Raw genomic sequence first — 22095 nt, forward strand, 5'->3', positions numbered from 1 at the left:
CTGCAGGGCCCGTGCAGAGGAGGCTTTCGTAGCGCCCTGGCAGACTGCCCGCCATGGACACCGAAGCGTTCTGGCGCGTGCTCGATGCTGCTAAGGACAGTGACAAGCCGCTCGACGTCGCCGTCGCCGACCATCTGTCGGCCCTGCCCGCGGAAGAGATCCTCGCCTTCGAGAGCCGCTTCTCCCGTCTGCGCGACGCGGTCTACCGCTGGGACGTATGGGCGGCCGCCTACCTCATCGGCGGGGGCTGCTCCGATGACCGGTTCAGCGACTTCACGGCGGGTCTGGTGGCGCTCGGACGCGAGTGGTATGAACGGGCGGCTGCCTGCCCGGACGCCCTCGCCGGGCATCCTGCCGTGCGTACCGCGGCAGCCTCCAGGGACCAGGACGTCATCTTCGATGAAGACTTCAACTTCGTATCGTCCATCGCGTATAAGCGGCTGACCGGTGACACAGACGCCTTCTGGGAGGCCTGGAAGGCCTATACCGACGCTCGCGCCACGACCGAAGAGGAGGACAGCGAGGGCATGGGCGAGTCGTTCGACTTCGGCGATGCCCAGCAGATGCGTCGGCATCTGCCTCGGCTGGCTGCGCTCCATCTCGGTTCTGGATCAGGCTGACTCACCCAGGGGCCCGCAGGTTCCGGAACCCCCACGGGATGGGCGCCACGTCGGCCGGTGTTTCAGAACTCCAACCGACCCTGGTCCACGGCACGTTGAGCCGTCGCTCATCAGGAGCAATGCGCCCACAACGAACACCAGAGGCTGGTCTGAGGTTAAAACTCAAGCTAGAACTTCCCCAAACCCATCAGGCGCGGAGCCAGATGGTCAGGGCGGCGACGGTGGTGGTGCCGGGGTAGACGTAGCGACGTCTGTCGTAGCGAGTGGCCACCGCGCGGGCCTGCTTGCGCTTGTTGATCGCCCGTTCGACGGTATTGCGTTTCTTGTACCGCGCCTCGCGTGGCGGCGGCCTGGCCCGTTGCTCACACCGCGCGGCCGGCGCTGAACGGCGGTCTGGTCCGAGTTGCGCAATCGGTGCGCGCTGCCGACTGCGCAGCCGTGCGCGGGGTGCTGCGCACCGGGCCGAGCGTCGTGCGCAATCGGCATGGGCGTGTGAGTGCGCAGCCGTACGGGGCTCCCTCAGCTTCCGGCTGCGCAGCCGGAGTTCTGGTTGCGTAGTTGCCCGGTTCGGGAGGCGAGGTGCCGCTCGCCCGCAGGCCTTCCCGGGCGTGCGCACCGCTGTGCCGGCCGCCCCGATCACCGTGAGGTCCGCGTGTCGAAGCGGACTCCGCGCGGTGCGAAATGTCGTGGTCGGGTCTGTGGTCGGGCCGACCACAGACCCGACCACGGCCTTTGTGTCCTCTTCGTGACCGTGGTCGGGCCTTCGTGGTCGGTGGTCGGGTCGGGGGCGGCCCGTTCCCTCGGGTCAGAAGCAACAACTCGCTCTGACCTGGGAGTTCGGAATGTCTCGTGCCAAGCAGTCACGGGAGGGGCAGGCTGCTCCTCCGACAGCTGTGGACGCCCGGCTGCAGCAGATGCGGCGCCGGGTCCACCTGGGCCGCCTGGGCGTGTGGGCCGCCGTGGCGGCCGGTCCCCTCGCCCTGGCCGTCGCCGTCGCCACCCCGGCGACCGTGGTCCGTGCCGCCCCCGCGACGAAGCCGACCACCGTGAAGACGACCGTGTCGGCCAACCCGTCCGGGTACGCCACGCTGTTCCTCAGCGCGTGGTTGCGCAGCCGTGCGGGCGGTGAGAGCAGTGCGCAGGCCCGGCTTGCGCAGTCGATGGGCCCGGACGTCGATCTTCCCGATGCGTCGGGTGCGCAGCTCGGGCCGGAGTCGGTCGTGGCGGTGCGCAGTGCGCAGCAGTCCGGCCAGGCGTGGTCGGTGACGCTGGCTGCGCAGTACGCCGACGGACGGTTGCGCTACTTCGCGGTGCCGGTCGTCGCCGACGCGGATGGCGCCTCGTTCACCGTGTCCGGTGCCCCTGGGGTGGTGGCCGGCCCGTCACGCGCCGGGGAAGTGCCCTCGCCCTACACGGTGACCGTCCCGACCACCGGTGATCTGTCGTCCGCGGCTGGGGAGTTCTTCGCCGCGTATCTGACCGGGGCCGGTGAAGTCGACCGCTACCTCTCTCCCGGGGTTCAGCTGTCGCCTGTCTCTCCCGCCCCGTACGAGTCGGTCACCGTCCAGCAGGTCCTCTCCGTCGAAGAGGCCGCGGCCGCCGAGTCCGTCCCGGCGGACGGGACCCGGGTGCGGGCGATGGTTCAGGTGGAGGCCCGCGACCGTGCCGGGCGGTGGCCGCTGGCGTACGAACTGACCCTCACAGCCCGCTCAGGACGCTGGGAGATCACCGCACTCCAGACCGGCACCACCGCCCAGGCGGGAGGTGACCGGTGAACACCGCGCAGAACCTGATGCTCGCCGGGGAGTTGGACGAACTCGGCGACAGCTGGATCGACATGTTCATGGGGTGGGCGACCAAGGGCCTGCAGGCCGGGCTGCTCGTGCTCGTCGTCGTGATCATGATCCAAAAGTTCTCGTTGAAGGCCGGGATCGGCGCACTGATCCTGATGGTGATCGCGCTCGGCCTGTACAACTCCCGCAACGACCTGGCCAGCATGTTCGAGGACGAGGTCAAGAACCCGTCCAAGGGCGCGCCCGCCGTCCCCGGCATCGTCCAGGGTGGGCCCGCGGCCGGCCGCGAACCCTCCTCAGATGTCGGAGGCTGGCTGTGAGCGCCGCCGCATCCGTGCGGATGGGCCGCTTCTACACCGCTGCCCGCCGTCACCCCTGGGTGCTGGGCAAGGTGGCCGACTGGCGCATCCCGCTCGGCCCGTTCACGCCCGCGCAGATCCTCCTCGCTGTCGCCGGCGGCTTCCTGCTGGTCAAGACGATTCCGTGGTGGTCGTGGATGGGGCCGGTCCCCATCGCCGCCTGGCTGCTGGCCATTTGGGCCGTGCGCCGTCAGAAGATCGGAGGCCGTGCCCCGCTGCCTGCGGCCCTGGGCTGGCTGCTGCGGTGCTGGCAGCCGCGCGGAGGCCGGATCGGCGGCCGAGCGGCACGCGACCACGCCGCCCGCCCGGTGATCGGCGGCTTCGTCATCGAAGGGGCCGTGCCGGTCGCCGCAACTCCGCAGACGAAGACGTCCGCCGCGCGCACGCCACACCCTGAACCTGCACGGTCACCGTCGGGCCCTCGCATGGCGGCGCCCGGCCCGGAGCCGGTGCGGCCGGTGTCGGGTGTGCAGCAGCTGCTCGCGCGCGCCGGACAGGGGGGTGCGCGATGAGGGTGCCGATCCGTCACATCGCCGGGCATCTGGTGTGGTCGACGTCGGGCAGCGTGTGGGCCGTCTACCGGCTGCACCCGGGTCCCGACGCGCAAGGCCGCACGGAGGAGACCGTGCAGGGCACCTACGTGCCGGCCGCCGTACGGGAGGAGGAGCTCGCAAAGATCACGCATCTGGTGCGGTCGCTGTCGGGGGCGCCGCGGCTGTTCGGCTGGTGCGCCCGGGTCGATCCGGGAGAGGTCGCGCTGCGCATGATCGAGGGCATCGAGCCCGCCGAGGCGCCGGGGCAGGTGCACCCGTGGGTGGAGAACGTCGAGGCCACGCTGGATCTGCTGGACGGGCAGGAGATGCACCGCCGCACGCTGTGGCTGGCCGTCCCGCTGTCCGCTGATGGCGCCGGCCTGCAGGTGACTGCTCAGTTCGGTGCGGTGTGGGCAGAGTTCGCCCCGTCGCTGGGCATGCGGCCGGCGCCGGTGGCCCGGCGGGAGGTGACCGCATACCAGGAGCAGGCCTCCCGGGTGGAGGCCGCACTCGCCGGCGGCATCGCGTTCCGCCCCGCGCGCCCGGCGGAGATCGTGTGGATGATCCAGCACGCGCTGCACCGGGGTCTGGAGGAGCCGCTGCTGGCCGAAGCCGAGAGCAGCGAGCTGTACGGCGGGCGGGTGCGCGCGGGGGTGCTGCACTCCCCCAGCTACGCCGATCTCGGGCAGGCCCGCCTCCAGGAGGGCGGCATCGACCCGGACCTCGACGACGTCGGCGACCTCAAGAGCGCCGACCGGCTCACGCGGTCGGGGCGCGGGGCCTGGTGGCGGCTCAAGACTGCCTCTCCGCTGCGCAGGCGGTGGCTGCAGATCGAGTCCGACGTCGGCACCGGCTACCAGGCGCAGCTGGCGCTAGCCGAGTGCCCGCCCTCGGTCAGCGCGGATGCCGCCGACCTGTTCGCGCAGCTGGAGACGCTCGATTTTCCCGTCGACTACACCGTCGACCTCGCCCTGGTGCCCGCGGAGAAGGCGCGGGATCAGGTGCGGCGCAAGCGGAACGAACTCGTCGACCAGGCCGACCAGTACGACGCCCGCCCCACCGGCATGCCGACCTCGCTGACGGAGGCAGCCCGCGACCTGGGCGAGCTGGACGCCCGTCTGTCGCGCACCAGCGTGGAGGTCGAGGTGCAGTCGGTGACTGTACTGACGGTGTGGGGGCCGACCGCCGCGGTCTGCGACGCCCGCGCCCGGGCCCTGGCTGCCCTGCTCGGCGGCGCCGACTACCGGGCCGTGCGCCCGGCCGGCCTTCAGGAGGCCCTGTTCCTGCTCGGGCTGCCGGGCACCGCACGGCCCGGCGTGGTGCGGGAGTTCACCCAGCATCAGGTCTCCGAGGACTGGGCCCTGGGCGGCGCCTTCACCACCGGGGAGGTCGGAGACCCCAACGGCATGTTCCTCGGCCTCGATCTGGACTGCGGCACCACCCGCCCCGTCATGATCAACGTGGCGGACGCGCCGAAGCACGACGCCAGCGCCTCCCTGGGCATCGTCGGTGACCTGGGAGCCGGGAAGAGCGTCCTGCAGAAACTGATATCCGAAGCGGTGTGGGCGCGCGGCGGCTGCGCGATCTGCATCGACCGCACCCCGGTGCGCGAATGGGCCGCCTTCGCCCGTACCGCTGCCAAGGGGCGCGTCCAGATCATCGACGCCGCCCAGGCCGAGGTGTCTATCGACCCGCTGCGGATGTTCGACGGGCCCGAGGGCCGCCACTACGCCCTGTCCTACCTGACCCTTCAGCTCGGCATCGGCCCGATGAGTACAAATGGCGAGGTCCTGCACCACGCCGTCGAGCAGGCCGCCGCCGGCGACCGGCCGTCCATGCGCCGGGTGCTTCAGGTCCTGGAGGAGATGGCCACGCGCGAGGTGGGCAAGCGGCAGGATGCGGCCGCCACCCTCGCCGGCCTCATCCGCGTCGTCGCCACCAACTCCCTGGCGGCGATGGTGTTCGACCCCGCTCTGCCGCCGGTGCGGCTGGATGCCTCCAGCACCTCCGACATGATCGTCATCACGACGGCCGGTCTGAAGCTGCCGCCCAAGGCCGCGTTCGGCAATCCGGAGATCCTGCACCAGCAGCCGCTGGAAGCGCTGATCGGGCGCGCGGTGCTCTATCTGATCGCGGCGATCGCCCGGCAGACGGCGTTCGAGGACCCCGCCCGGTTCACCGCGGTGGTCGCGGACGAGCTGTACTGGCTCACCTCGTCGGCCGAGGGAACCGCGCTGGTCCACGAGATCCTCCACGACGGCCGCAAGCACGGCGCCGGCCTGCTCGCTGCCTCCCACGACGCCGAGGAACTTGGCCCCGACCGCGGGCTGATGGCCTACCGGGCGCTCGCCCGTACCGCGGACCGTGAGCGTGCCCGCCGCGGTCTGGAGTTCGTCGGCCTCGACCCGGACGACCCGGAGCTGCTGCGGCTGGTGACCACCGGCCTGTCCCCCGTCGGACGGAAGGGCCGCGAGGGCGAGTTCCTGCTGGCCTGCCCGCGGCAGAACACCGGCCGGGTCAAAGCCGTCATCCCCCGCATCGAGCGCATCACCGCCTCCATCACCACCACGCCCGGCCGCCGTACGGCCGCGCGTGCCTCCGGCGGTCCCGACGCGGCACGGCCGAAGGAGCACGTCTCATGACCACGTCTTCCTTCTCCTCGTCCCGTTGCCGGCGCATCGCCGCCGTGGCGAGCGCCCTGCTCGTGATAGCCCTGCCGGCCGCCCTGCTCGCCCTGGTGGTGGGGGCAGGCGTGCCGGAGTCGTGGTGGCCGCGCACCGGGCGGGCCTTCGCCGCCGACTCTCCCTCCCTCTCCCCCTCAGGCTCCGGCTCCGGCTCCGGCTCCGCTCACCAGGATCCGTGCGATCTGGTTGCGGGGCCGGCCCAGAAGTACTGCGAGCGCGGCACCGGCTCCCCCGCGTCCTCCGCGGGCGAGTCTCGCCGCGACGGCGCATGCACGGCATGGATGGTCGTTGCGCCCGCTGCCGGGCTGGCTGCCGTCGTCGTGTGGCGGCGCCGGGGCGCAGCCGGATGCGGGCGGCGCTGAATGTGGCGTCCCGACCGCGCGACGTTCCGCTCGGCCGGTGTCGTCGTCCTGTTCTGCGGTGTCTTCGTCCTGGTCAACAGCCAGGTCGTGTACGCGGCGAGCAGCAGCAGTGAGACCGGTGATCTTCTCGCACCGCTGAACATCACCTCCTCCGAGGGGGTGGCGATCAACGGCTACGAGCTGAACGCCGAGGGCGGCTCCATTGTCAGCTTCAAGACGCAGTCCCTCGCCTTCGCCCTGTCCGGTCTGTTCACCCTCATCCGGCTCCTGGTCGGGCTGGCGGGCTGGGCCATTGAGGTCGCCTTCCGGTTCCCGCTGCTGAAGATCCTCACCGACCCGGCCCAGAGGGTCGCCGACGCCTACAACAACGTGGTCGTCGACACCCTCGGTCTCAAAGGGTTGCTGCTGGCCTGGAGTTTCGTTTTCACGGGGTTCATCATGGTGCGCGGCCGGGTCGGCCGCGGTCTCGGTGAGATCTTCCTGACCCTGCTGATCGCGGCGTTCGCCGCGTCCGCCTTCGTCCGCCCCGACTACCTGCTGACCGAGAACGGACCGCTGGGGCAGACCCAGCAGGTGGCCGCCGAGGTTGCCCAGGAGAGCGTCAACTCCTATGACTGGGGCGGCAAACTCGCCGGCCTCAGTCCGTGCGCCGGCATGGCCGGCATGCAGGAGATCAAGTGCGAGGAGCTTGAGGCCGCGAAGCCGGTGTCGGCGAAAGACGTGGCCCGCCCGCTCCAGGACGCGGTCACCAACGCGATGATCGTCAAGCCCTACATGCTGCTGCAGTACGGGCGCATCCTCGACCCGGCCAAAGGGTCCGACCGTAAGGCCTACGCCGTCCACCTGAAATGGGTCACCGGCGGCTACCGGGCCTCCAAGGACAACGCCGATGAGGACGATGGCAAGAACAACTGCGACCTGCTCGACGGGCAAGCCAGGAGGGTATGCGAGGCCGACACTGCAGACAAAGAGGATGAGGGTCCCTGCGACCTGGTCCATGGCGATGCCAAGAAGTACTGCGAGCGCGAGGATGACCCGGGCAGCGGTGTGGACGGCCTGCCGGAACTCACCCCTGGTGGTGAGTTGCTGGACTCGGCGAATGCGGTGGTCAGCGAGGAGGACCGCGAGTTCCAGGCGTTCCTCGATGACCTGAAGAAGGCCGGCGATGTCGGCAAGGCGTGCGCCACGTACGCGGAACAGCCCACCTGGTGGCGGCTCGGCGGCGCCTTCCTGATGCTGATCGCCGCGCTGTTCGTCTGCGGCATGCTGCTGTCGGCCGCGATCGTCCTGCTCGGCACCCAGGGCATCTGCGCCGCGGCCGCAGCCGTCGGCGGCGTTGCGTTCGTCGCGGCCATGCTGCCCGGGCCTCCACGGCAGACGGTGTGGAAGTGGCTGTCGATCTGGGGCATCGCGATCCTCGCCATGGTCGGCATCTGCGCGTTCGTACCGTTCTTCGGCATTGCCGTCGACGCCACGATCACCGATGGACCGGATCTGATGGTCGAGCGGATCCTCCTGATCGACGTGCTGGCCATCGCGGGCGCGGCCGGGCACCGCCGGCTGCTGACGGGCATCACATCCTTCGGCCGTCGCATGGCCATGCGGATGCGGTACGCCAAGATCGGCGGCACCCACATGCCCGGCGACACCTCCGAACTCGGCGCCGCACTCGCCATGAACTCCCCGGCAGCCATGGGCGGATACGGCGGCGGACTGCGCGCCTTCACCGGAGGCGGTGGCGGCCGGTACGGGCTGCTGGGCACCCGGCATCGGCTGACGGGCGCCCTCTCCTCCTTCCTCGACGGCTCGGGCATGCCCGTCGACACCGGGCAGATCTTCGCCGATGCCACTGCGGAGGCCAGGCGAGGCCTCGCCCCGCTGACCGCCGCAGCGGCCGGTGCCGGGATCGGCGCGCGGCTCGGCGCAAGGAGTGCGCACTGGCTGCTGATCGGCAGGCGACCGGACAAGGAGCAACTGGCCAAGTGGCAAAAGCCCACCGGCACCGATGGTGAGGACGGCGCCGTGGGCGGCGGTGAGGGCGAGGGTGAGGGCGGCCTTCTGCGGCGCGGTGGCCCGCGGGACCGCTACCGTGATGAGGAGGGCCAGGTCGTCGACCGCAACACCGGTGAGGTGCTGCACGACCAGGACACCGACCGCACCCTGCTGTCCACGCGAGCCCACAACCGCATGGTCCGCTTCCGCGGCTACCGCATCCTCAACCGAGGCGCCCGGGCCGCCTACGGAACGACGGCCGGCCTGCCGGCCAACGTGCGCCGGGCCGGGCGGAGCGGCTCGCGCTACACCCAGGACGCCCGCCAGCAGGTTCAGGTGTGGCGCAACACCATGCGCGAAGACCGGCGGGCCTGGGGCGACGTGGGGCGGCACACGGCCCAGGTGATGCGCGACCACAACGACGACAGAGGCGACATAGCCTTCCGCAGCCGCCGCCTGCCTACCGGTAGCACGACGACACGGCCGGGCTCCCCCGGTACGCGGCGCTCGGCGCCGACGCCGTCCGCTCCCCCACGGCGGCTGACAAACGCTCCCTCTGAGGTGCGTCGTCGGCTCCGCGATGCATTCGACCGGGGGCACGACGACGGTGCGAGGCCGCGGCCGCGTCCGACGGACGGTACGGACGGCACCCGCGACGGTGGTGGTGGCGAGTGAGGCGCCGTCGTGGCCGGGCGGCCAAGTGGGGCTGTGTGGTGGTGATGCTGCTGTTCGCCGCCGTGTGCTGCGCTGCGCCCGTGGGGAACGCGATCAGTGCGTACGTCGCGTTGAGGACGGGTGCGCAGGATGACAGCGGGATCGCAGAGGGCGGCAGTGCGGCGGACATCCCGGCCCGGATGCTGGCCGCGTACAAGAAGGCCGGCCAGCAGGTCGGGAAGCATGTGCCCAAGTGCCAGGGCATGCGCTGGCCGATCCTGGCCGGGATCGCCAAGGTCGAGTCGAACCACGCGGTGGGCCGCAACATCGCCGCAGGCGGAGACATCCGCCCGAAGATCTACGGGGTGCTCCTCAACGGTTCCGGAGCGGGTGGCAACACCACCGTCTTCCCGGACACCGACGGCGGCAAGTGGGACGGCACCTCTCAAGGCGAGCGCGCTGTCGGCCCCTTCCAGTTCCTGCCCTCCACCTGGGAGGGCGTCGGGAAGGACGCAGGCGGCGACCAGAGCGCCGACCCGCACAACGCCGACGACGCCGCGCTCGGCGCCGCGATCTACCTGTGCGGCAACGGCCGCGACCTGACCAAGCGCGCCCAGCTCAAAGCCGCGATCTGGCAGTACAACCAGTCAGGTGAGTACGTCGCCAACGTGCTCGGGTGGATCGACCAGTACACGGCGGCCGCCAAGGATCCGGATCTGAAGAACGTCACGGGCAGGGTTCGCACCGTCATCGAGGCGGCGCTCTCCCAGCGCGGTGTGCCCTACTCATGGGGAGGCGGCAACGCGAACGGCAAGTCGACTGGGTTCTGCTGCTCGCCGAGCGGAAAGAGCGGCACGGGGATCAAGGGCTTCGACTGCTCAGGGCTGACCCAGTACGCGTACGCGAAGGCCGGCATCAGCCTGCCGCGCGTCGCGTCTGCCCAAGCCGGTGTCGGCCAGCGGATCCCGGCCAGCCTCGGCACGCGCGCGCTCAAGCCCGGTGACCTCGTCTTCTATGCCACCGCTCCCGGACGCGACGCGACGATCTATCACGTGGGCATCTACCTGGGCAGCGGGCAGATGGTCAACGCCCCCAGACCTGGGGCGGTGGTGCGGCTGGACGGCGTGAACACCATGTCCGGCTTCGCGGGGGGAGCGAGGCTGCTGTGACCACTCCTCCGGCGCGATCACCATGGCTGCTGATCGCGGCTGCCGTCCTCCTCGCCGTCGCGGGCATCGCCTTGCTGGTCGTACCGCGCAGCCAGGAGCCAGCGGCCCCCGAGACGTCGTCCCCCGGAACTGCGCATCAGGCCTCCACGGCCTCCAAGCCTCCCGACGGCGCGTCAACCGCCGCTGCGTCTGTTTCCACCGCGCCCGCCGCGCCGGCCCCGTCGGTCCTCGAGTCCGCTCTGCCGCCGCACGGCGAAGGCGCGGCCGGCGACCGGGCTGTCCAGCAGTCGCTGGAGGCAGCCTGGCCATCGGACCTTCGCGCCGCCGACGAGCGGCAGTTGCTCACCGCCGGCCGGGCGCTGCTGCGGGCGGACGCCACCGGAGTCGGCCGGACGAAGTGGCCGGGTATCTTCCCCGTCACGGACCAGGCGGTGGCCCCGGCATTCGCCACCGTTCGCTTCCGTATCCAGGCCGCGATTGCCCGCCGCGACGGCAGTCCGGACAAAGCGGTGGTCCATCTGGTGTGGGCCGGCACGGACCGCGGCGGTACCTACACCGACCTCCGTATCACCGATCTGTTCTTCACCCGCACCCTCAAGAAGGGAGAGCCGACGTGGACTCCACGGCCTCACATCTGACGGAACATGCCTTAGAAGTCATCTCATTTGGCGAGTCTGCGGTAGCAGATCAGGGTGCAGGCGATGCTGGTGAAGGCGAGGAAGTGCTCGGCTTTGCGTTCGTAGCGGCGGTGTAGGCGTCGGCATCCGGCGAGCCAGGACATCGTGCGCTCCACGGTCCAGCGGTGGGCGCCCAGGCGGGCCGAGGACTCGATACCTCTGCGGGCGATGCGGTGCCGGATTCCTCGGCTGGATAACCATCGTCGCAGGTGGTTGTAGTCGTAGCCCTTGTCAGCGTGGAGTTTGTGGGGTCTGCGTCGCCGGGGTCCCCGGCGGGAGCGGATCGGCGGTATGCCCTTCACCAGCGGGATCAATGCCTGGCTGTCGTGCGTGTTGGCGCCCGAGATGCCGATGGACAGGGGCAGTCCGGTCCGCTCCGTGATCAAGTGGATCTTTGACCCGTACTTGCCCCGGTCTACAGGATTCGGGCCTGTCAGCTCCCCCTTTTCAGGGCCCGCATGTTGACCGAGTCGATCGCACACCGGGACCAGTCCAGCTCGCCGCGGGATCCGAGTTCATCGAGGACCAGGCGGTGGAGTTTGGCCCACACACGGGCCTTCGTCCACTCGGTGAAGCGTCGATGGGCCGTCGCGCCGGACGGGCCGAACGAGGCGGTCGGCACCTGCTGCCACGTGCAGCCCGAGGTCGCCACGAAGACGATCGCGGCCAGCACTTCACGGTCGCCGTGCCGACGCCGGCCACCACCCTGAGGCCGCGACGGCGCCTCGGGCACCACCTGCTGGAACAGCTCCCACAACTCGTCCGGCACCAGCCGCTCAACGATCTTTGACACGCCACAAGTCTAGTCACCCAAATGAGATGACGTCTAAGAGGCAGGAACGGCCGCCCCGGGGATGCTCCCGTCCCCGTCACAAGTCGGACGCACCATCCAGCATGCCCGACCGCAGGTCAGGCCGGAAACGAAAGATCAAAAGCAAGAGGCGCACCCCTACGCCTGGACAGCCGGGGTGCGCCTCTCTCATGCCCGCCCACAAAGGGGCGAGAACGGAGACCATCATGCCCGGATCCGGCGCCTTACGGCTGCCGTCCCGCACACTCGTCATCACCGCGGCCGCCGTGCCGCTCGCCCTGGCGGTCCTCGCGGACGACGTCCGCGTACGCCGCCAGCTGCACACCGCCCGCCACGACCCGCTCACCGGCCTGCCCGGCCGCGACATCCTCATGGACCGCATCGACCGGCTGGCCCGCGCCCGCCGTAAGGACGTGCACGTCCTGGTCGCCGACGCCGACGGCCTGAAAACCGTCAACGACACCCTTGGGCATGCCGCCGGTGACGCCCTGATCGCCACGACCGGCCGTCGCCTGAGCGCCTGGGCCGCCGCCCGCCGTGGCGGGCTCGCCGCGCGTCTGGGTCGTGACGAGTTCGGCGTCGCTCTGCTGCTGCCGCGCGCCGCGGCGGTCCGCGAGGTCCTCGCGCTGCGCGAGCTGCTGGCACAGCCCGTCGACCACGACGGGCAGCCGCTGCGCGACCTCGAGGGGCAGATCCTGCGCCCGGCGGCGTCCATTGGTATCGCCCGCGCATCCGACCTGCCGGACGGGGCCGGTGCCTCGCGGATCCTGCGGGGTGCGGACGTGGCGATGTACCGGGTCAAGACCGGCCAGCAGCCGCCCGGATATGTGGCGACCAGGCAGGACGCCTACACGCCCGCGGTCCACGGCCGCCGGCCCGGCCGCCCCGGTACCCACCTGCCCGTCGCATGACCGGCCGGGCCCGCAAGGCGCCGGTGTGGGAGCCGGGCCTGATCCCGGCTCCCGGCGACCTCCTGGACTGGCGGGACGGCCGCCACTTCGACCGCTGGCAGGACCTGCCATGCGTGCTGTGTACGAAGCCGACGCCGATGCGCTCCCACCGCAGCGAGCCCGTCCACAAGACCTGCGCTGAGAGCTGGATCGCCACGAATCCGGCGAAGGCGCGGCAGGGCCGGTTCGCCTCCGACGTCCAGCCCAAGCACGGCAAAGCCTCGATCGACCACGCCTGACGGCACGGCGTCCCCCTGCACTCTCCCCCGTTTCGATCACTCCGCAAGGAGGGCTCATCCATGCGCACCACACACGCTCCGGCCCCCGAAGCCGACCCTCGGATTCCCTTCCCCCACACCACCACGGTCCTGGCCTGCCGCACAGACCCGGCCCTGTTCGTCCACGAACACGGCCAGACCAGCAGCAAGACGGACCGGGACCGTATCGAGCGCGCCCGCAGTGCGTGCCGCGGCTGCCCGATCGCCGCCGACTGCCTCAAGTGGGCGCTCGCCAACCCAGCCTTGACGCCGACCGGCGTGTGGGCCGCGACCATCTCGCTGAGCGAGGACCTCGCGGCTGAGATCGGCCGCCAGCAGCAGGCCGTCCTTGACCGCTAACTACGACGGCTACAGCCGTCTGACCGAGACCTGGACGCCGAAGACCGCGGTGGCGGTGGCGGTGGCGGTGGCGGAGTTGAGGCGTTCGGCGGGGTTGGGCGGCGGCAGGAAGTAGTCCAGGTCGTCACCGGCATGGACGGGCGTCGGCCAGGTGCTCTCAGGGAGGTCCGGAACGGCGTAGGGGTCGGCGTAGGCGCAGGAAGTGTGGTTCTCGTTGCTCCAGGGGGTCATCTCTGTCTCCCAGCGGGTGGCGTGCGGGCAACTACCGGTCCAGAGCTCCGCGAGACCGGTTTCGGTTGCGACTGCGGCCCGACGTCACACCGCTGGCGTCATCGGCGGCTGATCACCTCGTGTGACCAGCAGACGGCAGCCGGGCGCCATGCCCTCGGGTAGACGGCTTCCCTTTTGGGGAGGCGACGACGTGCTCAGGCTCCTGCGATAAGTCCGGCTGAACAGGGAGGCCGGGGCAAATGGGTGAGGCTCCGGCTGTTTGCCGGGAGTCGGTCGTTGAGCAGCTATGGAAGCCTTCGGTGACTGTTTCGATCCGGGTCCCGGCGCCCGGAGTGCCGGCCATGCAGAGGACATTTGTGCGTGGTGCGTGCAGTTGCGGGAGACGGACGCCCAAGCCCGCCGGATGCCGGCAGAGGGCAAGTGTTCGCCCGTGTCCTGGAGCATCTTGCCGGGGCCGGCCCCCGTGTCCTGCGCAGGTCGACACGTGAGGGGGGTGAGAACGGTGCTGGTCGTCATGGCCGCGGTCACGATCCTCGCGGCGACCGTGGCCCTCATTGTGGACACCCGCCCCTGACACCCGGCGTCCCTGCCCGGCGACTGCTCCCGGAGTCGGCGCACCGACCGGCGAACACTCGCTGCGACCATCGGATAGCGGGCTCAGCCGCTACCGGCCCGCGGCCCGTGCGGGCGCTTCCCGAACAGGGCCTGGCGCAGCGTCGTGGGTTGCAGCCGGTAGTCGATGCCGACTGAGGACGCGTTCGGGCGGGTCTCCGGGTCCGGCCGGTCATTGAGGGCGCATGGTCAACGAATTGCGCACAGAGGGACCCCGGGATGGCAGGCCCCGGGGTCCCGTGCCGATATTGGTAGGGGCGGGTGCGGGGGCATCGTCGCCGTGCGCCGCCGGACGGCACGGGCCCGGCCGCCGCTCGCACGGGCGGTTACTCATTGGCTTTCTGCCGAGCGTCCCGCCGAGCCCGCCGACTGTCCTCACCACAACGGTGAACCTGGCCGGGCCGCCAAGGTGAGTCCAGAACGCCAGGCGCCCTCGCCAAAAGACCGTCCCGGAACTCCGTGGTGGACGTAACTCGGACGGACTCAAGATTGTTTGCCTGGCATGAACAACATGAAGCGTGTAGCTGTTGGTCTCGCTCTTGCCGGGGCCGCTTTCGTCCTGTCCGGAACTAATGCGGTGGCGGACCCCGACCCCGGTACCGGAGAGGAACTCACCCAGACAACGGGAGCCATCGACGCAGTGGGCGTTCTCGGCAACGGCAACGCCAATGAGGACAACAGCCAAAACGACAACGTGTCCGCGGGTAGCAACCAGCAGTTTTCAGGCGATGGGAACTCGAACACCGTGACAGGAACTTTCGGCGGGCAGTCCGTGGACCAAAGCATCCACGGCTAACCAGCCGGACCAGTTGCGGGACAGCGCTAGGAAGTTGCGGCTCACCCGCTCCCGCTTTCTGCCGAACGCCCCGTCGAGCCCGCCGACTGTCGCCACCCACACGCGTGGACACCGCACCCCGAACCGCGGGGGTGCCCCGGTCGGGAGGCGGGTAGGTTCGCCACCGGGGTCCGTGCCGCGTTGACGGAACCGGCACGGGCCCCATTCGTCATCCATCGTCGTCATGCAGTGGGGTACAGACGCGCTCCTCGCGCCATATGCTCGGGTTTGGCTGGAGACAGTCGGCAAGCAAGCGCGCCGGTGGCGCGTGTCGCGGGGAGGCACGAATGCACACCATGACACCCGATGCCCAGCGCAGCTACGACACGTACGTGGAACACCTGCGCACGTGCCACGAGTGCCCGAGAGGAACCGGACGGTGCACGGCGGGCGCGGAGCTGGTGCGGGTCTACCTGGCCGCCCTCACGAAACGCTGAACAGCCCCCCTCGCACCGGTCAAAGGGGCGGGCCCTCCGCCGCAACCCCTTGGGGCAGAGGGCCCTGCGAGGCTGACTGCCTAACCCCGCACCGGCCGCCTCCCCTCGGGCTGTCTATTCGGCCGGGGTCCTGCCCAGCGGAAGAACAGCAGCCGCCATTGACGCCACGCCCTGCGCATCCCTGAGGTGCGGACGTCGTTGGGCAGGTCCAGCGCGCCGACTCCCCCCGGCGGTGTGCGGTGCAGGAGCCCGGACCCCGCTCGGTCCCGGGCTCCTGCATGAATCGCGGATCAGCCTTCCCCGCGCGGTACGAGACGGGGATGTACCGGCGGGGCGGGCGGCGCCTTGGGTTCGGCGGCGCGGGACCAGCCCTCGGCGTGCATGGTCTCGGTCTCCCAGTCCTCGAACAGCTCCTGCAGGATTGCGGGATCGCGGTCGGGGTCGCGGTGCCAGCGGATGAACGCGCGGGCGACGGGCCGGTCGGCGTCGCAGGCCGGACACAGTTCCATCCACACCCCGGTCCCCCACGGGCCATGCCAGTGCAGCACGAGGTCGCCCCCGCAGCGCGAACACGGCCGCCGCGCTGGCTTCTCCCTTTCGTCTTCGGCGCCCCTGCTGCGCATGGCATCCATGTGGGCGAGGTCGACGTCGGTGTAGTCGTCGAGACTGCCGTCGATGTTGCTCATCCGGGAGAACGACCCGTCGGCGTACACCAGATAGCGCCAGGAGAACGTCTTCATACAAGCCCCCTGCTTTCGGGGTGGACTGCACGAATGGCCACGATCCGCCCGCCTCTTGATCAGCGTCAAGGGGTGTGAACGGACGGGCGCCTACATCCGCAAAGGCCTACGCACCTTCCGCTTGGCCGGGTGATGATCCGTTACCGGGTGCCGGGGCGCTTCCCGAAGAGGGCCTGGCGCAGCGTCATGGGCTGTTGTCGGAGGTCGGTGCGGCAGGTGGGGCAGTGGCGGCCGTCTTCCGGTGGCGCGTGGTCGTAGAGGTGGCCCTGCTGGCCGGTGATCGGGAGTCCGCAGCGCTCACACGGCTCCGGTTCCGGCTCAGGTACTGGGTTGCCGGGTTCCTGTGCCCAGCCTTCACGCTGGACTGCCCGGGCCCGCTGCCGCTCTTCGCGCTCCGCGTCGCGTTCCCGGCGCCGCGCTTCCTCACGGACAGCCCAGGCGTCGTGGTCCTGGGGGTTGGCGAGGGCGTCGGGGAGGGTCTCGAACTGGCCGTGTCCGCAGCGTCTCCACACCGCGCCGTGCGGGCCGTTGGTCTGGAGGCGCTCCAGGGTGGTGAACAGGACGGGGACCGCGTCCGCGTGATCGTAGTAGCCGTCCCGCCTCCCCCGCCCCGTAGGCGCCGTGCCACTGGTAGGTGCCCGACCACACCTGCCGGGACAGCTGGAGAACGGTGTTCATCCGGTTCTTCAGCCCTTCCGGGCCGATACGTGGCTTCGTAACTGACGGACGACACCGCCTATCACCGAGTTTGGACAGCACTTGGTGATCACAGGGCAAGAAAATGTCGATGAGAACCGACACCGGTCATGGGCGCACTGCGGCGCGACGCTGATGAGGATCTCCGAAACCTCCACCGAGGCTCGGTTGATCCACCAGACTTGCTCCTGTTTCGCAACGGAGAAGGGACGGCAAGCATGGCGAACAGCGCACTTCTGGTGATGGACGTCCAACGGGACGTCGTGGCCATCGCCGACGACGGTTCCGGATATCTGCCGCGCTTGCGCAGCGCGATCGACGGTGCCCGGGCTGCCGGCATCCCCGTGATCTACGTGGTGATGGGGTTACGGCCGGGCGGTCCGGAAGTCAGCCCTCGCAACAGGGTGATGACAAACGCCGTGCGGGCCGGCCTGTTCACCGAGGGCGCCCCTGGCACCGCGATTCATGACGACGTTGCGCCGCAGCAGGGCGACGTGGTGGTCACCAAGAGGCGGGGGAGCGCGTTCTCGGGCAGCGACCTCGACTTGGTACTCAGGGCTCGAGATGTCGACAGCCTTGTTCTCACTGGCATCGCCACCAGCGCTGTAGTGCTGTCCACTCTGTGGCACGCCATCGACCTGGACTTCGGTCTCACCGTCCTGGCGGATGGCTGCCTCGACACCGACCCCGAGGTGCACCGGATGCTCACCGAAAAGCTGTTCCCGCAGTGGGCAGATGTCGTCGCCGTCGAGGACTGGCTCAAAGCGCTCGCACCGCAATAGCGGGAGGCCGTCAAGGACCCTCGCGTTCGGGGCAAGACGGCATCGCCTCCCGCCGGCCGGGGGAGGTCAGCCAGCGGCGTTCTGTGCTGCTGCCCGGGCTTGGGTGAGGGCCAGGCGGTAGGAGTCGGTGCCGGTCTGGATCAGGTTGCCGCCGAAGGTGAGCCGGTCGACGATGGCCGCGCAGAGGCGGAAGTAGGTGCGGTACTTCTCGAACTTCGCGGCCAGCACCTCGGGGGATTCGGTGCAGTTGTCGACCTCGACGAACAGCACCGGCAGGCCGGCCTCCGGGGCCTGCAACACGGCATCCGCGCGGACGGCGGTGCGGGTGCCTCTGCTGCTGGGCAGATTCAGCGAGGCCTCCGTCGACCAGGAGCCGACCGTGCCAATCCCCTGCGGCCCCATCGCGTCTGCTTCCACGGCCGCCGACGGCACGGCGGATTCGGTCCGCTGCCGGGGCACGGGCCGGGTCGGGGCGGCGGGAGTGCGGGTGATCGCGATGATGGTCTCGTTGACCGCCATGGCGTGCGGAGCTCCTGAGCGGGCCGCGCCGCGGGCGGTGCCGCCCATCTGGTCCGCCGGCCTGCCGAGGACTTCCGCGGCCGCGTCCAGACCCAGCGGTGTCAGCGACCACAGCTTGTTGCCGTCCCGGCTGCTGCCCTCCGAAACGGTGATGCCGTACCGGGCCAGATCCAGCAGGGCGTTACGGAACGCCTTGTTGTCCTTATGGCCCGCGGCCATCAGCCGGTGGATCTGATCGGCGCTCGCCACCTTCAGCACCCCGAGCGTGGCCAGGACGTGCCCGCGCACCGCCGATGTCGATCCGTACGGGTACGCCTTCGAACCGCCCACCCCACACCGCTCCTTCCCCGTCTCACCCTGATCGCGGCGCCCGCCAGGCGCCGCACGGCGGACCGGCCGCGCCGGGCCGCAACCCACACGCGCCGCCCCAAGCCTCTGATCACGACGCGCCCACCCTGCCACCTGCCACAGACAATCCATCCCCCAGCAAGCAGGTACAGGCAAAGGAGAGAGAAGAGGGTTGTCGGGGTTCGTGGTCGGGGCTGGTCAAGGGGTCTGACCTGCGCAAAGCATGCGCAGCCTACTACGGGTGCCGGTAGGGGAGTTGGTAGGGGGAACGGTAGGGAGATCGGTAGGGGAATTGGAGGCTTGCCCGACAGCCGGTACGGGCGCGGAGCGTGCAGTGGGCAAGGTGGCAGGTGCGCCGGACGTATCCGTCACAGGATCTGCGTGCCGGAGCCGGCCGCTCCCCTCGCGGGCGGCTGCCAGAGCGGGTGCCCGAACTGGTGGAACCTCGTTTCTCCCACATCACTTCAGGGGTTAGAAAGCCGCCGCATCGACTCCGATGCACCCCCTTCCTTTGATGAAACAGGACCTCATGCGATCCAGGATGCTCGCCCTCTCGGCCACTGCCCTCGCCGGCTCCGCCATGGTCAACGCACCCCATGCGCTGGCAGCCGGAAGCATCGAGTACGCCTACTCAGCACCGGAACTCTCCGAGGAAGGAGACCACGTCACCTGGCAGTGGACGGTGACCAACACCGGCGACCAGAGTGCCCACAACGTCGTCATGACACACAAGATCACACCCAGCCTGCCCGTCACCTCGCTGCCCCAGCAGTGCACACCCAGCGGCGAGACCATCCGCTGCGGCTACGGCACCCTCGCCCCCGGAGAACGAGTGGAAGGCAGCCTCGGGGCCGACCTCCCAGAGAACACATCCGGCCCGGCGCGGATCAGCGGACGGGTGACCTGGGAGTCGGCCGCCTCCTGACCACCCGGCACCGGCGACCGGCCAGACACAGCACAGGCCCGCCACGCCGATCAGCCGACCGGCTCCCGGAAGATGTTGATCGCGGTGCGCACCTCGTGCGCACCGCCCCACTCCTCATGCCATTCCGTGTCGTAGCCGCGAAAACGCCGGGAAATCAGAGCTTCGGCCACATCGGTGACGGCTTCCGGGGTCCCGTACACCCGGTGCAGGGCAGTGAGCGGGCCACGCGGGATCGCTCCGCCTCCCCCAGCGCGGAGCAGGGTGTGGGACCAGCCGGTGTCTTCCCGCCAGGTCAGCCGGAGGCCGCCCGGCCCGGCGCAGCGGGACACATCCCAGGCCAGCACCAAATACATGAGCTCGCCGTAGGCCCGGCCGGTGCGCTCCACCCGGACGGTGCCCGGCGCGATGCCGCGGTCGGTGAGGGCCTGGTCGACGGCTCGGGCGTAGGGCCAGTGCGGCAGCAGGCCGGGGCGCAGGAGCCCTGGCGGGTTGAGCAGCACTCGCGCCTCCACAACGGATCAGGTCAACGGGGTCAGGAGGCGCGCAGCAGCGCTGCGGCCGGACCGATCGCATCGGGCCCGAACTTCCGCCGGATGCGGTCGCTGACCGCTTCCGCGACCAGCCGGTCCTCCCGCGCCTGGTCGAGACTGATCTGCTCAGCGACCCGGTCGGCATCAGTGAGGTCGTCGCCGCGCAGGGCGAGTCCGGTCAGGCGGCCACGCTGCAGACCCGCGGCATCGATCAGCCGGTAGGCCAGAGTGCGCAGGTCGTCGTCGTGCGCGGAGGCCTCCGGCAGACGGCGCGACTTCTCCCACGACGTCCCGCCAGCAAACCGCAAGGACAGCGTCAGGCCGCGCGCGACCTGGCCGCGGCCACGCAGCTGCACCCCGCGCTGCACGACCAGATCCAGCAGCGCGCCACGGACCAGCGCCCCGTCCAGGGTCTGCTGCACGAAGACGTACCGCACGCTCATGGAAGCGGGCAGGGCTCGTGGGGCGACGGGGCGGGGGTCGATGCCGCGGGCCCGGTCGGCGGCCAGCCGTCCGGCTTTGCCGCCGAGCAGCCGCTGCACGGTGGCCGGCGGGACGGTGGCGAGCAGGCCGACGCAGTGCACGCCGTACTCCCGCAGCGCCGACGCCTGTTTCGGGCCGATGCCGTGCAGGGCTTCGACGGGCAGCGGCCCGAGCCAGTCGACGACCCGGTCGGGGTCGACGGCGAGGACACCGCCGGGGGCGTCGATCTGGCCGGAGGCGGTGGCCGCCACCGTGATGCTGGGGCCGATCCCGACGCGTACGTCGGTCCCGAGGCGGGAGAGTGTGCGTACCCGCAGGACTTCTCCCAGCCGTCGGGCGTCGGTGCCGTGGTAGCGCAGGGCGCCCTTGAGTTCGACCAGGGCTGCGGACGGTGGCAGGGCCTGGACGGTCGGGGAGAGCTCCGCGCACTGTTCCAGGACCTGCCGGAAGACGTCCTCCGGGACCCGGTCCGCACAGCGCACATGCATCACACTCGACACCCGCACTTCCCCCGAGACCCGCGTCTGCGCTTGCGCCTCCATGGCACCCACCTCCACTACACTCACCGTATCGAACAAGAATTCGAACACGCGAGTGGTGCGGTCTGCGCAGCTGTGACTCGCAGCGATAGATGGCCACTGGCAGCGCTACTTGGCCACCCAGGCCCGGTTCGGGGTCTCAGTGACCAGTGCGGCCGTCAGGCTGACGCACCGACGTCCAGAGCCGGGGGCTTGCACGGCCGGGAGCGGGCCACGGCGATTGCCCAGGTGCGGAAATGAAGAGCGAACGCAGGTTGCCTGAGGTCCTCGTTGTCTGCCTGCTTCTGGCTGGACGAAGCTATGGCGACGGGTCTGGAGCGCCACTTCGGCGGAGGGGCCTTTCGGATCGGCCAGGAGAGGCGAGTGATGACAGTGCCGAGCACGGACACCACCCGCGGGATGGACGGGCCGTCGCTGCCTGCGCCGCGCGCTGACCAACCGGCCCGGCGGTCTCCGGGCCGGCCGCGGCTCGTGGGCGCGGCGCTGATCATGTTGTCCCTGATCCCGGCACTGGGCTGCTATCTCGTGTTCACCGCGTGGCTGCCCTCCGACACCAAGCGGCACCAGGACTACGTCGCGGCCGAAGCGTGCCCCGCCCACGCGACGGCGGAAGTGCGGGAGGACTGCCTGCGTACGGTCTCTTTCACCGTCGAGAGCACGCAGATCAAGCAGAGCAGAAGCGGCAGCTACAAGGCGGCCTTGTCTGGCACGCCCTTCTGGAACGGGGTCGTGGCCTTCGGTGATCCGGGGCCGCTGTTGGAGCAACTTCGGCCGGGAGACCAGGTCACAGGCACCGTCTGGCGCGGCGACGTCATGACGGTCAGCAAGGAAGGTGTTCGGCAGGGTACCTCCGAAGAACCCCGCGACGAGCCCCAGATGACAGTCGCCATCGGCACGTTCCTAGGTCTCCTAGCGGCCATGGGGCTTGGGTTCGGTACGGTGCGAATGACCAGACCCCTTGGCCGCGAGCCCTTTCCCTGGCACCCGTACGGCAAACCGCTGATCATCACCACGGTGATCACCTGTGCTGCCGTGGGGTTGCCTGCTGTGTGGCTCGGCAGCCCGTCGTGGGTTGTGCCCACCGTTGCTGTACCGGTCGTGGCGTGCACGGCCTGGCTGCTCCACCAGCACCAGCGGCCGAGTGCCGCCCGGGGTGCGTGACGACAAGTGCGCCTGGCCCCGACTCCGCGACGAAGT

Annotated in this window: 23 protein-coding genes; 17 read left to right on the forward strand and 6 right to left on the reverse strand. The window is 70.2% G+C overall.

Features of this window, described 5'->3' with window-relative positions:
• Positions 1–53: 53 nt before the first annotated feature.
• The 9 genes from O1Q96_RS23675 to O1Q96_RS23720 all read left to right on the forward strand — a co-directional run bounded on the left by O1Q96_RS23675 (position 54) and on the right by O1Q96_RS23720 (position 10804).
• Positions 54–620, forward strand: a complete 567-nt coding sequence (locus tag O1Q96_RS23675; RefSeq protein WP_269250102.1) for a DUF4240 domain-containing protein — start codon at positions 54–56, stop codon at positions 618–620.
• A gap of 842 nt (positions 621–1462) precedes the next feature.
• Entirely contained in the window at positions 1463–2395 is a 933-nt protein-coding gene (locus O1Q96_RS23685) for a conjugal transfer protein (protein WP_269250103.1), read from the forward strand.
• The gene (locus O1Q96_RS23690; RefSeq protein WP_269250104.1) at positions 2392–2733 is read left to right on the forward strand and encodes a hypothetical protein; all 342 of its coding nucleotides are present in this window, start codon (positions 2392–2394) and stop codon (positions 2731–2733) included. The genes O1Q96_RS23685 and O1Q96_RS23690 overlap by 4 nt, the downstream gene beginning before the upstream one ends.
• Positions 2730–3284 carry a hypothetical protein gene (locus O1Q96_RS23695; protein ID WP_269250105.1) on the forward strand — a complete coding sequence of 185 codons (555 nt, stop codon included), beginning with the start codon at positions 2730–2732 and terminating at the stop codon, positions 3282–3284. Before O1Q96_RS23690 ends, O1Q96_RS23695 begins: the two co-directional genes overlap by 4 nt.
• Positions 3281–5947, forward strand: coding sequence for an ATP-binding protein (locus O1Q96_RS23700; protein ID WP_269250106.1), 2667 nt, complete (start codon positions 3281–3283; stop codon positions 5945–5947). The genes O1Q96_RS23695 and O1Q96_RS23700 overlap by 4 nt, the downstream gene beginning before the upstream one ends.
• A complete protein-coding gene (locus tag O1Q96_RS23705; protein WP_269250107.1) occupies positions 5944–6351 on the forward strand; it encodes a hypothetical protein in 408 nt (135 codons plus the stop codon). The genes O1Q96_RS23700 and O1Q96_RS23705 overlap by 4 nt, the downstream gene beginning before the upstream one ends.
• On the forward strand, positions 6352–9018 hold the full coding sequence (locus O1Q96_RS23710) for a hypothetical protein (protein WP_269250108.1): 2667 nt from the start codon (positions 6352–6354) through the stop codon (positions 9016–9018).
• Complete coding sequence (locus O1Q96_RS23715; protein ID WP_269250109.1) at positions 9015–10166, forward strand: C40 family peptidase; 1152 nt, start codon at positions 9015–9017, stop codon at positions 10164–10166. Before O1Q96_RS23710 ends, O1Q96_RS23715 begins: the two co-directional genes overlap by 4 nt.
• Positions 10163–10804: a hypothetical protein gene (locus O1Q96_RS23720; protein WP_269250110.1), complete on the forward strand. Its 642-nt coding sequence runs from the start codon at positions 10163–10165 to the stop codon at positions 10802–10804. Before O1Q96_RS23715 ends, O1Q96_RS23720 begins: the two co-directional genes overlap by 4 nt.
• A 23-nt stretch (positions 10805–10827) precedes the next feature.
• On the opposite strand, the gene O1Q96_RS23725 is transcribed toward O1Q96_RS23720, so the two are convergent.
• Positions 10828–11627, reverse strand: a protein-coding gene (locus O1Q96_RS23725) for an IS5 family transposase (protein WP_269253698.1) whose coding sequence is annotated in 2 segments (ribosomal slippage) — positions 10828–11279 and positions 11279–11627 — 801 coding nt in all. Because the reading frame shifts where the segments join, the coding sequence is not laid out codon by codon here.
• Between the two features lie 233 nt (positions 11628–11860).
• Here O1Q96_RS23725 and O1Q96_RS23730 point away from each other — a divergent pair.
• Genes O1Q96_RS23730 through O1Q96_RS23740 form a run of 3 tightly spaced genes read left to right on the forward strand, consistent with a single transcriptional unit; the run spans position 11861 to position 13221 of the window.
• Complete coding sequence (locus O1Q96_RS23730) at positions 11861–12565, forward strand: GGDEF domain-containing protein (protein ID WP_269250111.1); 705 nt, start codon at positions 11861–11863, stop codon at positions 12563–12565.
• The gene (locus O1Q96_RS23735) at positions 12562–12843 is read left to right on the forward strand and encodes a hypothetical protein (RefSeq protein ID WP_269250112.1); all 282 of its coding nucleotides are present in this window, start codon (positions 12562–12564) and stop codon (positions 12841–12843) included. Before O1Q96_RS23730 ends, O1Q96_RS23735 begins: the two co-directional genes overlap by 4 nt.
• A gap of 60 nt (positions 12844–12903) precedes the next feature.
• Complete coding sequence (locus O1Q96_RS23740; protein ID WP_269250113.1) at positions 12904–13221, forward strand: WhiB family transcriptional regulator; 318 nt, start codon at positions 12904–12906, stop codon at positions 13219–13221.
• A 9-nt stretch (positions 13222–13230) separates the two neighbouring features.
• On the opposite strand, the gene O1Q96_RS23745 is transcribed toward O1Q96_RS23740, so the two are convergent.
• Entirely contained in the window at positions 13231–13452 is a 222-nt protein-coding gene (locus tag O1Q96_RS23745) for a hypothetical protein (RefSeq protein ID WP_269250114.1), read from the reverse strand.
• A 1114-nt stretch (positions 13453–14566) separates the two neighbouring features.
• Between O1Q96_RS23745 and O1Q96_RS23750 the strand changes: the two genes are divergently transcribed.
• On the forward strand, positions 14567–14860 hold the full coding sequence (locus tag O1Q96_RS23750; protein WP_269250115.1) for a hypothetical protein: 294 nt from the start codon (positions 14567–14569) through the stop codon (positions 14858–14860).
• Positions 14861–15186: 326 nt separating this feature from the next.
• Positions 15187–15336, forward strand: a complete 150-nt coding sequence (locus O1Q96_RS23755; RefSeq protein WP_269246489.1) for a hypothetical protein — start codon at positions 15187–15189, stop codon at positions 15334–15336.
• 290 nt (positions 15337–15626) lie between these two features.
• Here the strand turns inward: O1Q96_RS23755 and O1Q96_RS23760 are convergent, their stop codons facing one another.
• Complete coding sequence (locus O1Q96_RS23760) at positions 15627–16076, reverse strand: DUF6300 family protein (RefSeq protein ID WP_269250116.1); 450 nt, start codon at positions 16074–16076, stop codon at positions 15627–15629.
• A 914-nt stretch (positions 16077–16990) separates the two neighbouring features.
• On the opposite strand from O1Q96_RS23760, the gene O1Q96_RS23765 reads away from it, so the two are divergent.
• Positions 16991–17554, forward strand: a complete 564-nt coding sequence (locus O1Q96_RS23765) for a cysteine hydrolase family protein (protein WP_269250117.1) — start codon at positions 16991–16993, stop codon at positions 17552–17554.
• Positions 17555–17620: 66 nt separating this feature from the next.
• Here the strand turns inward: O1Q96_RS23765 and O1Q96_RS23770 are convergent, their stop codons facing one another.
• Positions 17621–18403, reverse strand: coding sequence for a replication-relaxation family protein (locus O1Q96_RS23770; RefSeq protein WP_269250118.1), 783 nt, complete (start codon positions 18401–18403; stop codon positions 17621–17623).
• Between the two features lie 547 nt (positions 18404–18950).
• On the opposite strand from O1Q96_RS23770, the gene O1Q96_RS23775 reads away from it, so the two are divergent.
• Positions 18951–19346, forward strand: coding sequence for a COG1361 family protein (locus O1Q96_RS23775; RefSeq protein WP_269250119.1), 396 nt, complete (start codon positions 18951–18953; stop codon positions 19344–19346).
• Between the two features lie 50 nt (positions 19347–19396).
• Here O1Q96_RS23775 and O1Q96_RS23780 read toward each other — a convergent pair whose 3' ends face one another.
• Both O1Q96_RS23780 and O1Q96_RS23785 read right to left on the reverse strand, forming a co-directional pair.
• Complete coding sequence (locus tag O1Q96_RS23780; RefSeq protein ID WP_269250120.1) at positions 19397–19846, reverse strand: DUF6292 family protein; 450 nt, start codon at positions 19844–19846, stop codon at positions 19397–19399.
• Between the two features lie 32 nt (positions 19847–19878).
• Entirely contained in the window at positions 19879–20901 is a 1023-nt protein-coding gene (locus O1Q96_RS23785) for a DNA polymerase Y family protein (RefSeq protein ID WP_269250121.1), read from the reverse strand.
• 363 nt (positions 20902–21264) lie between these two features.
• On the opposite strand from O1Q96_RS23785, the gene O1Q96_RS23790 reads away from it, so the two are divergent.
• The gene (locus tag O1Q96_RS23790; protein ID WP_269250122.1) at positions 21265–22059 is read left to right on the forward strand and encodes a hypothetical protein; all 795 of its coding nucleotides are present in this window, start codon (positions 21265–21267) and stop codon (positions 22057–22059) included.
• Positions 22060–22095 lie beyond the last annotated feature (36 nt).

Source organism: Streptomyces aurantiacus (genome assembly GCF_027107535.1).
In the GTDB taxonomy this organism is placed as follows: Bacteria; Actinomycetota; Actinomycetes; order Streptomycetales; family Streptomycetaceae; genus Streptomyces.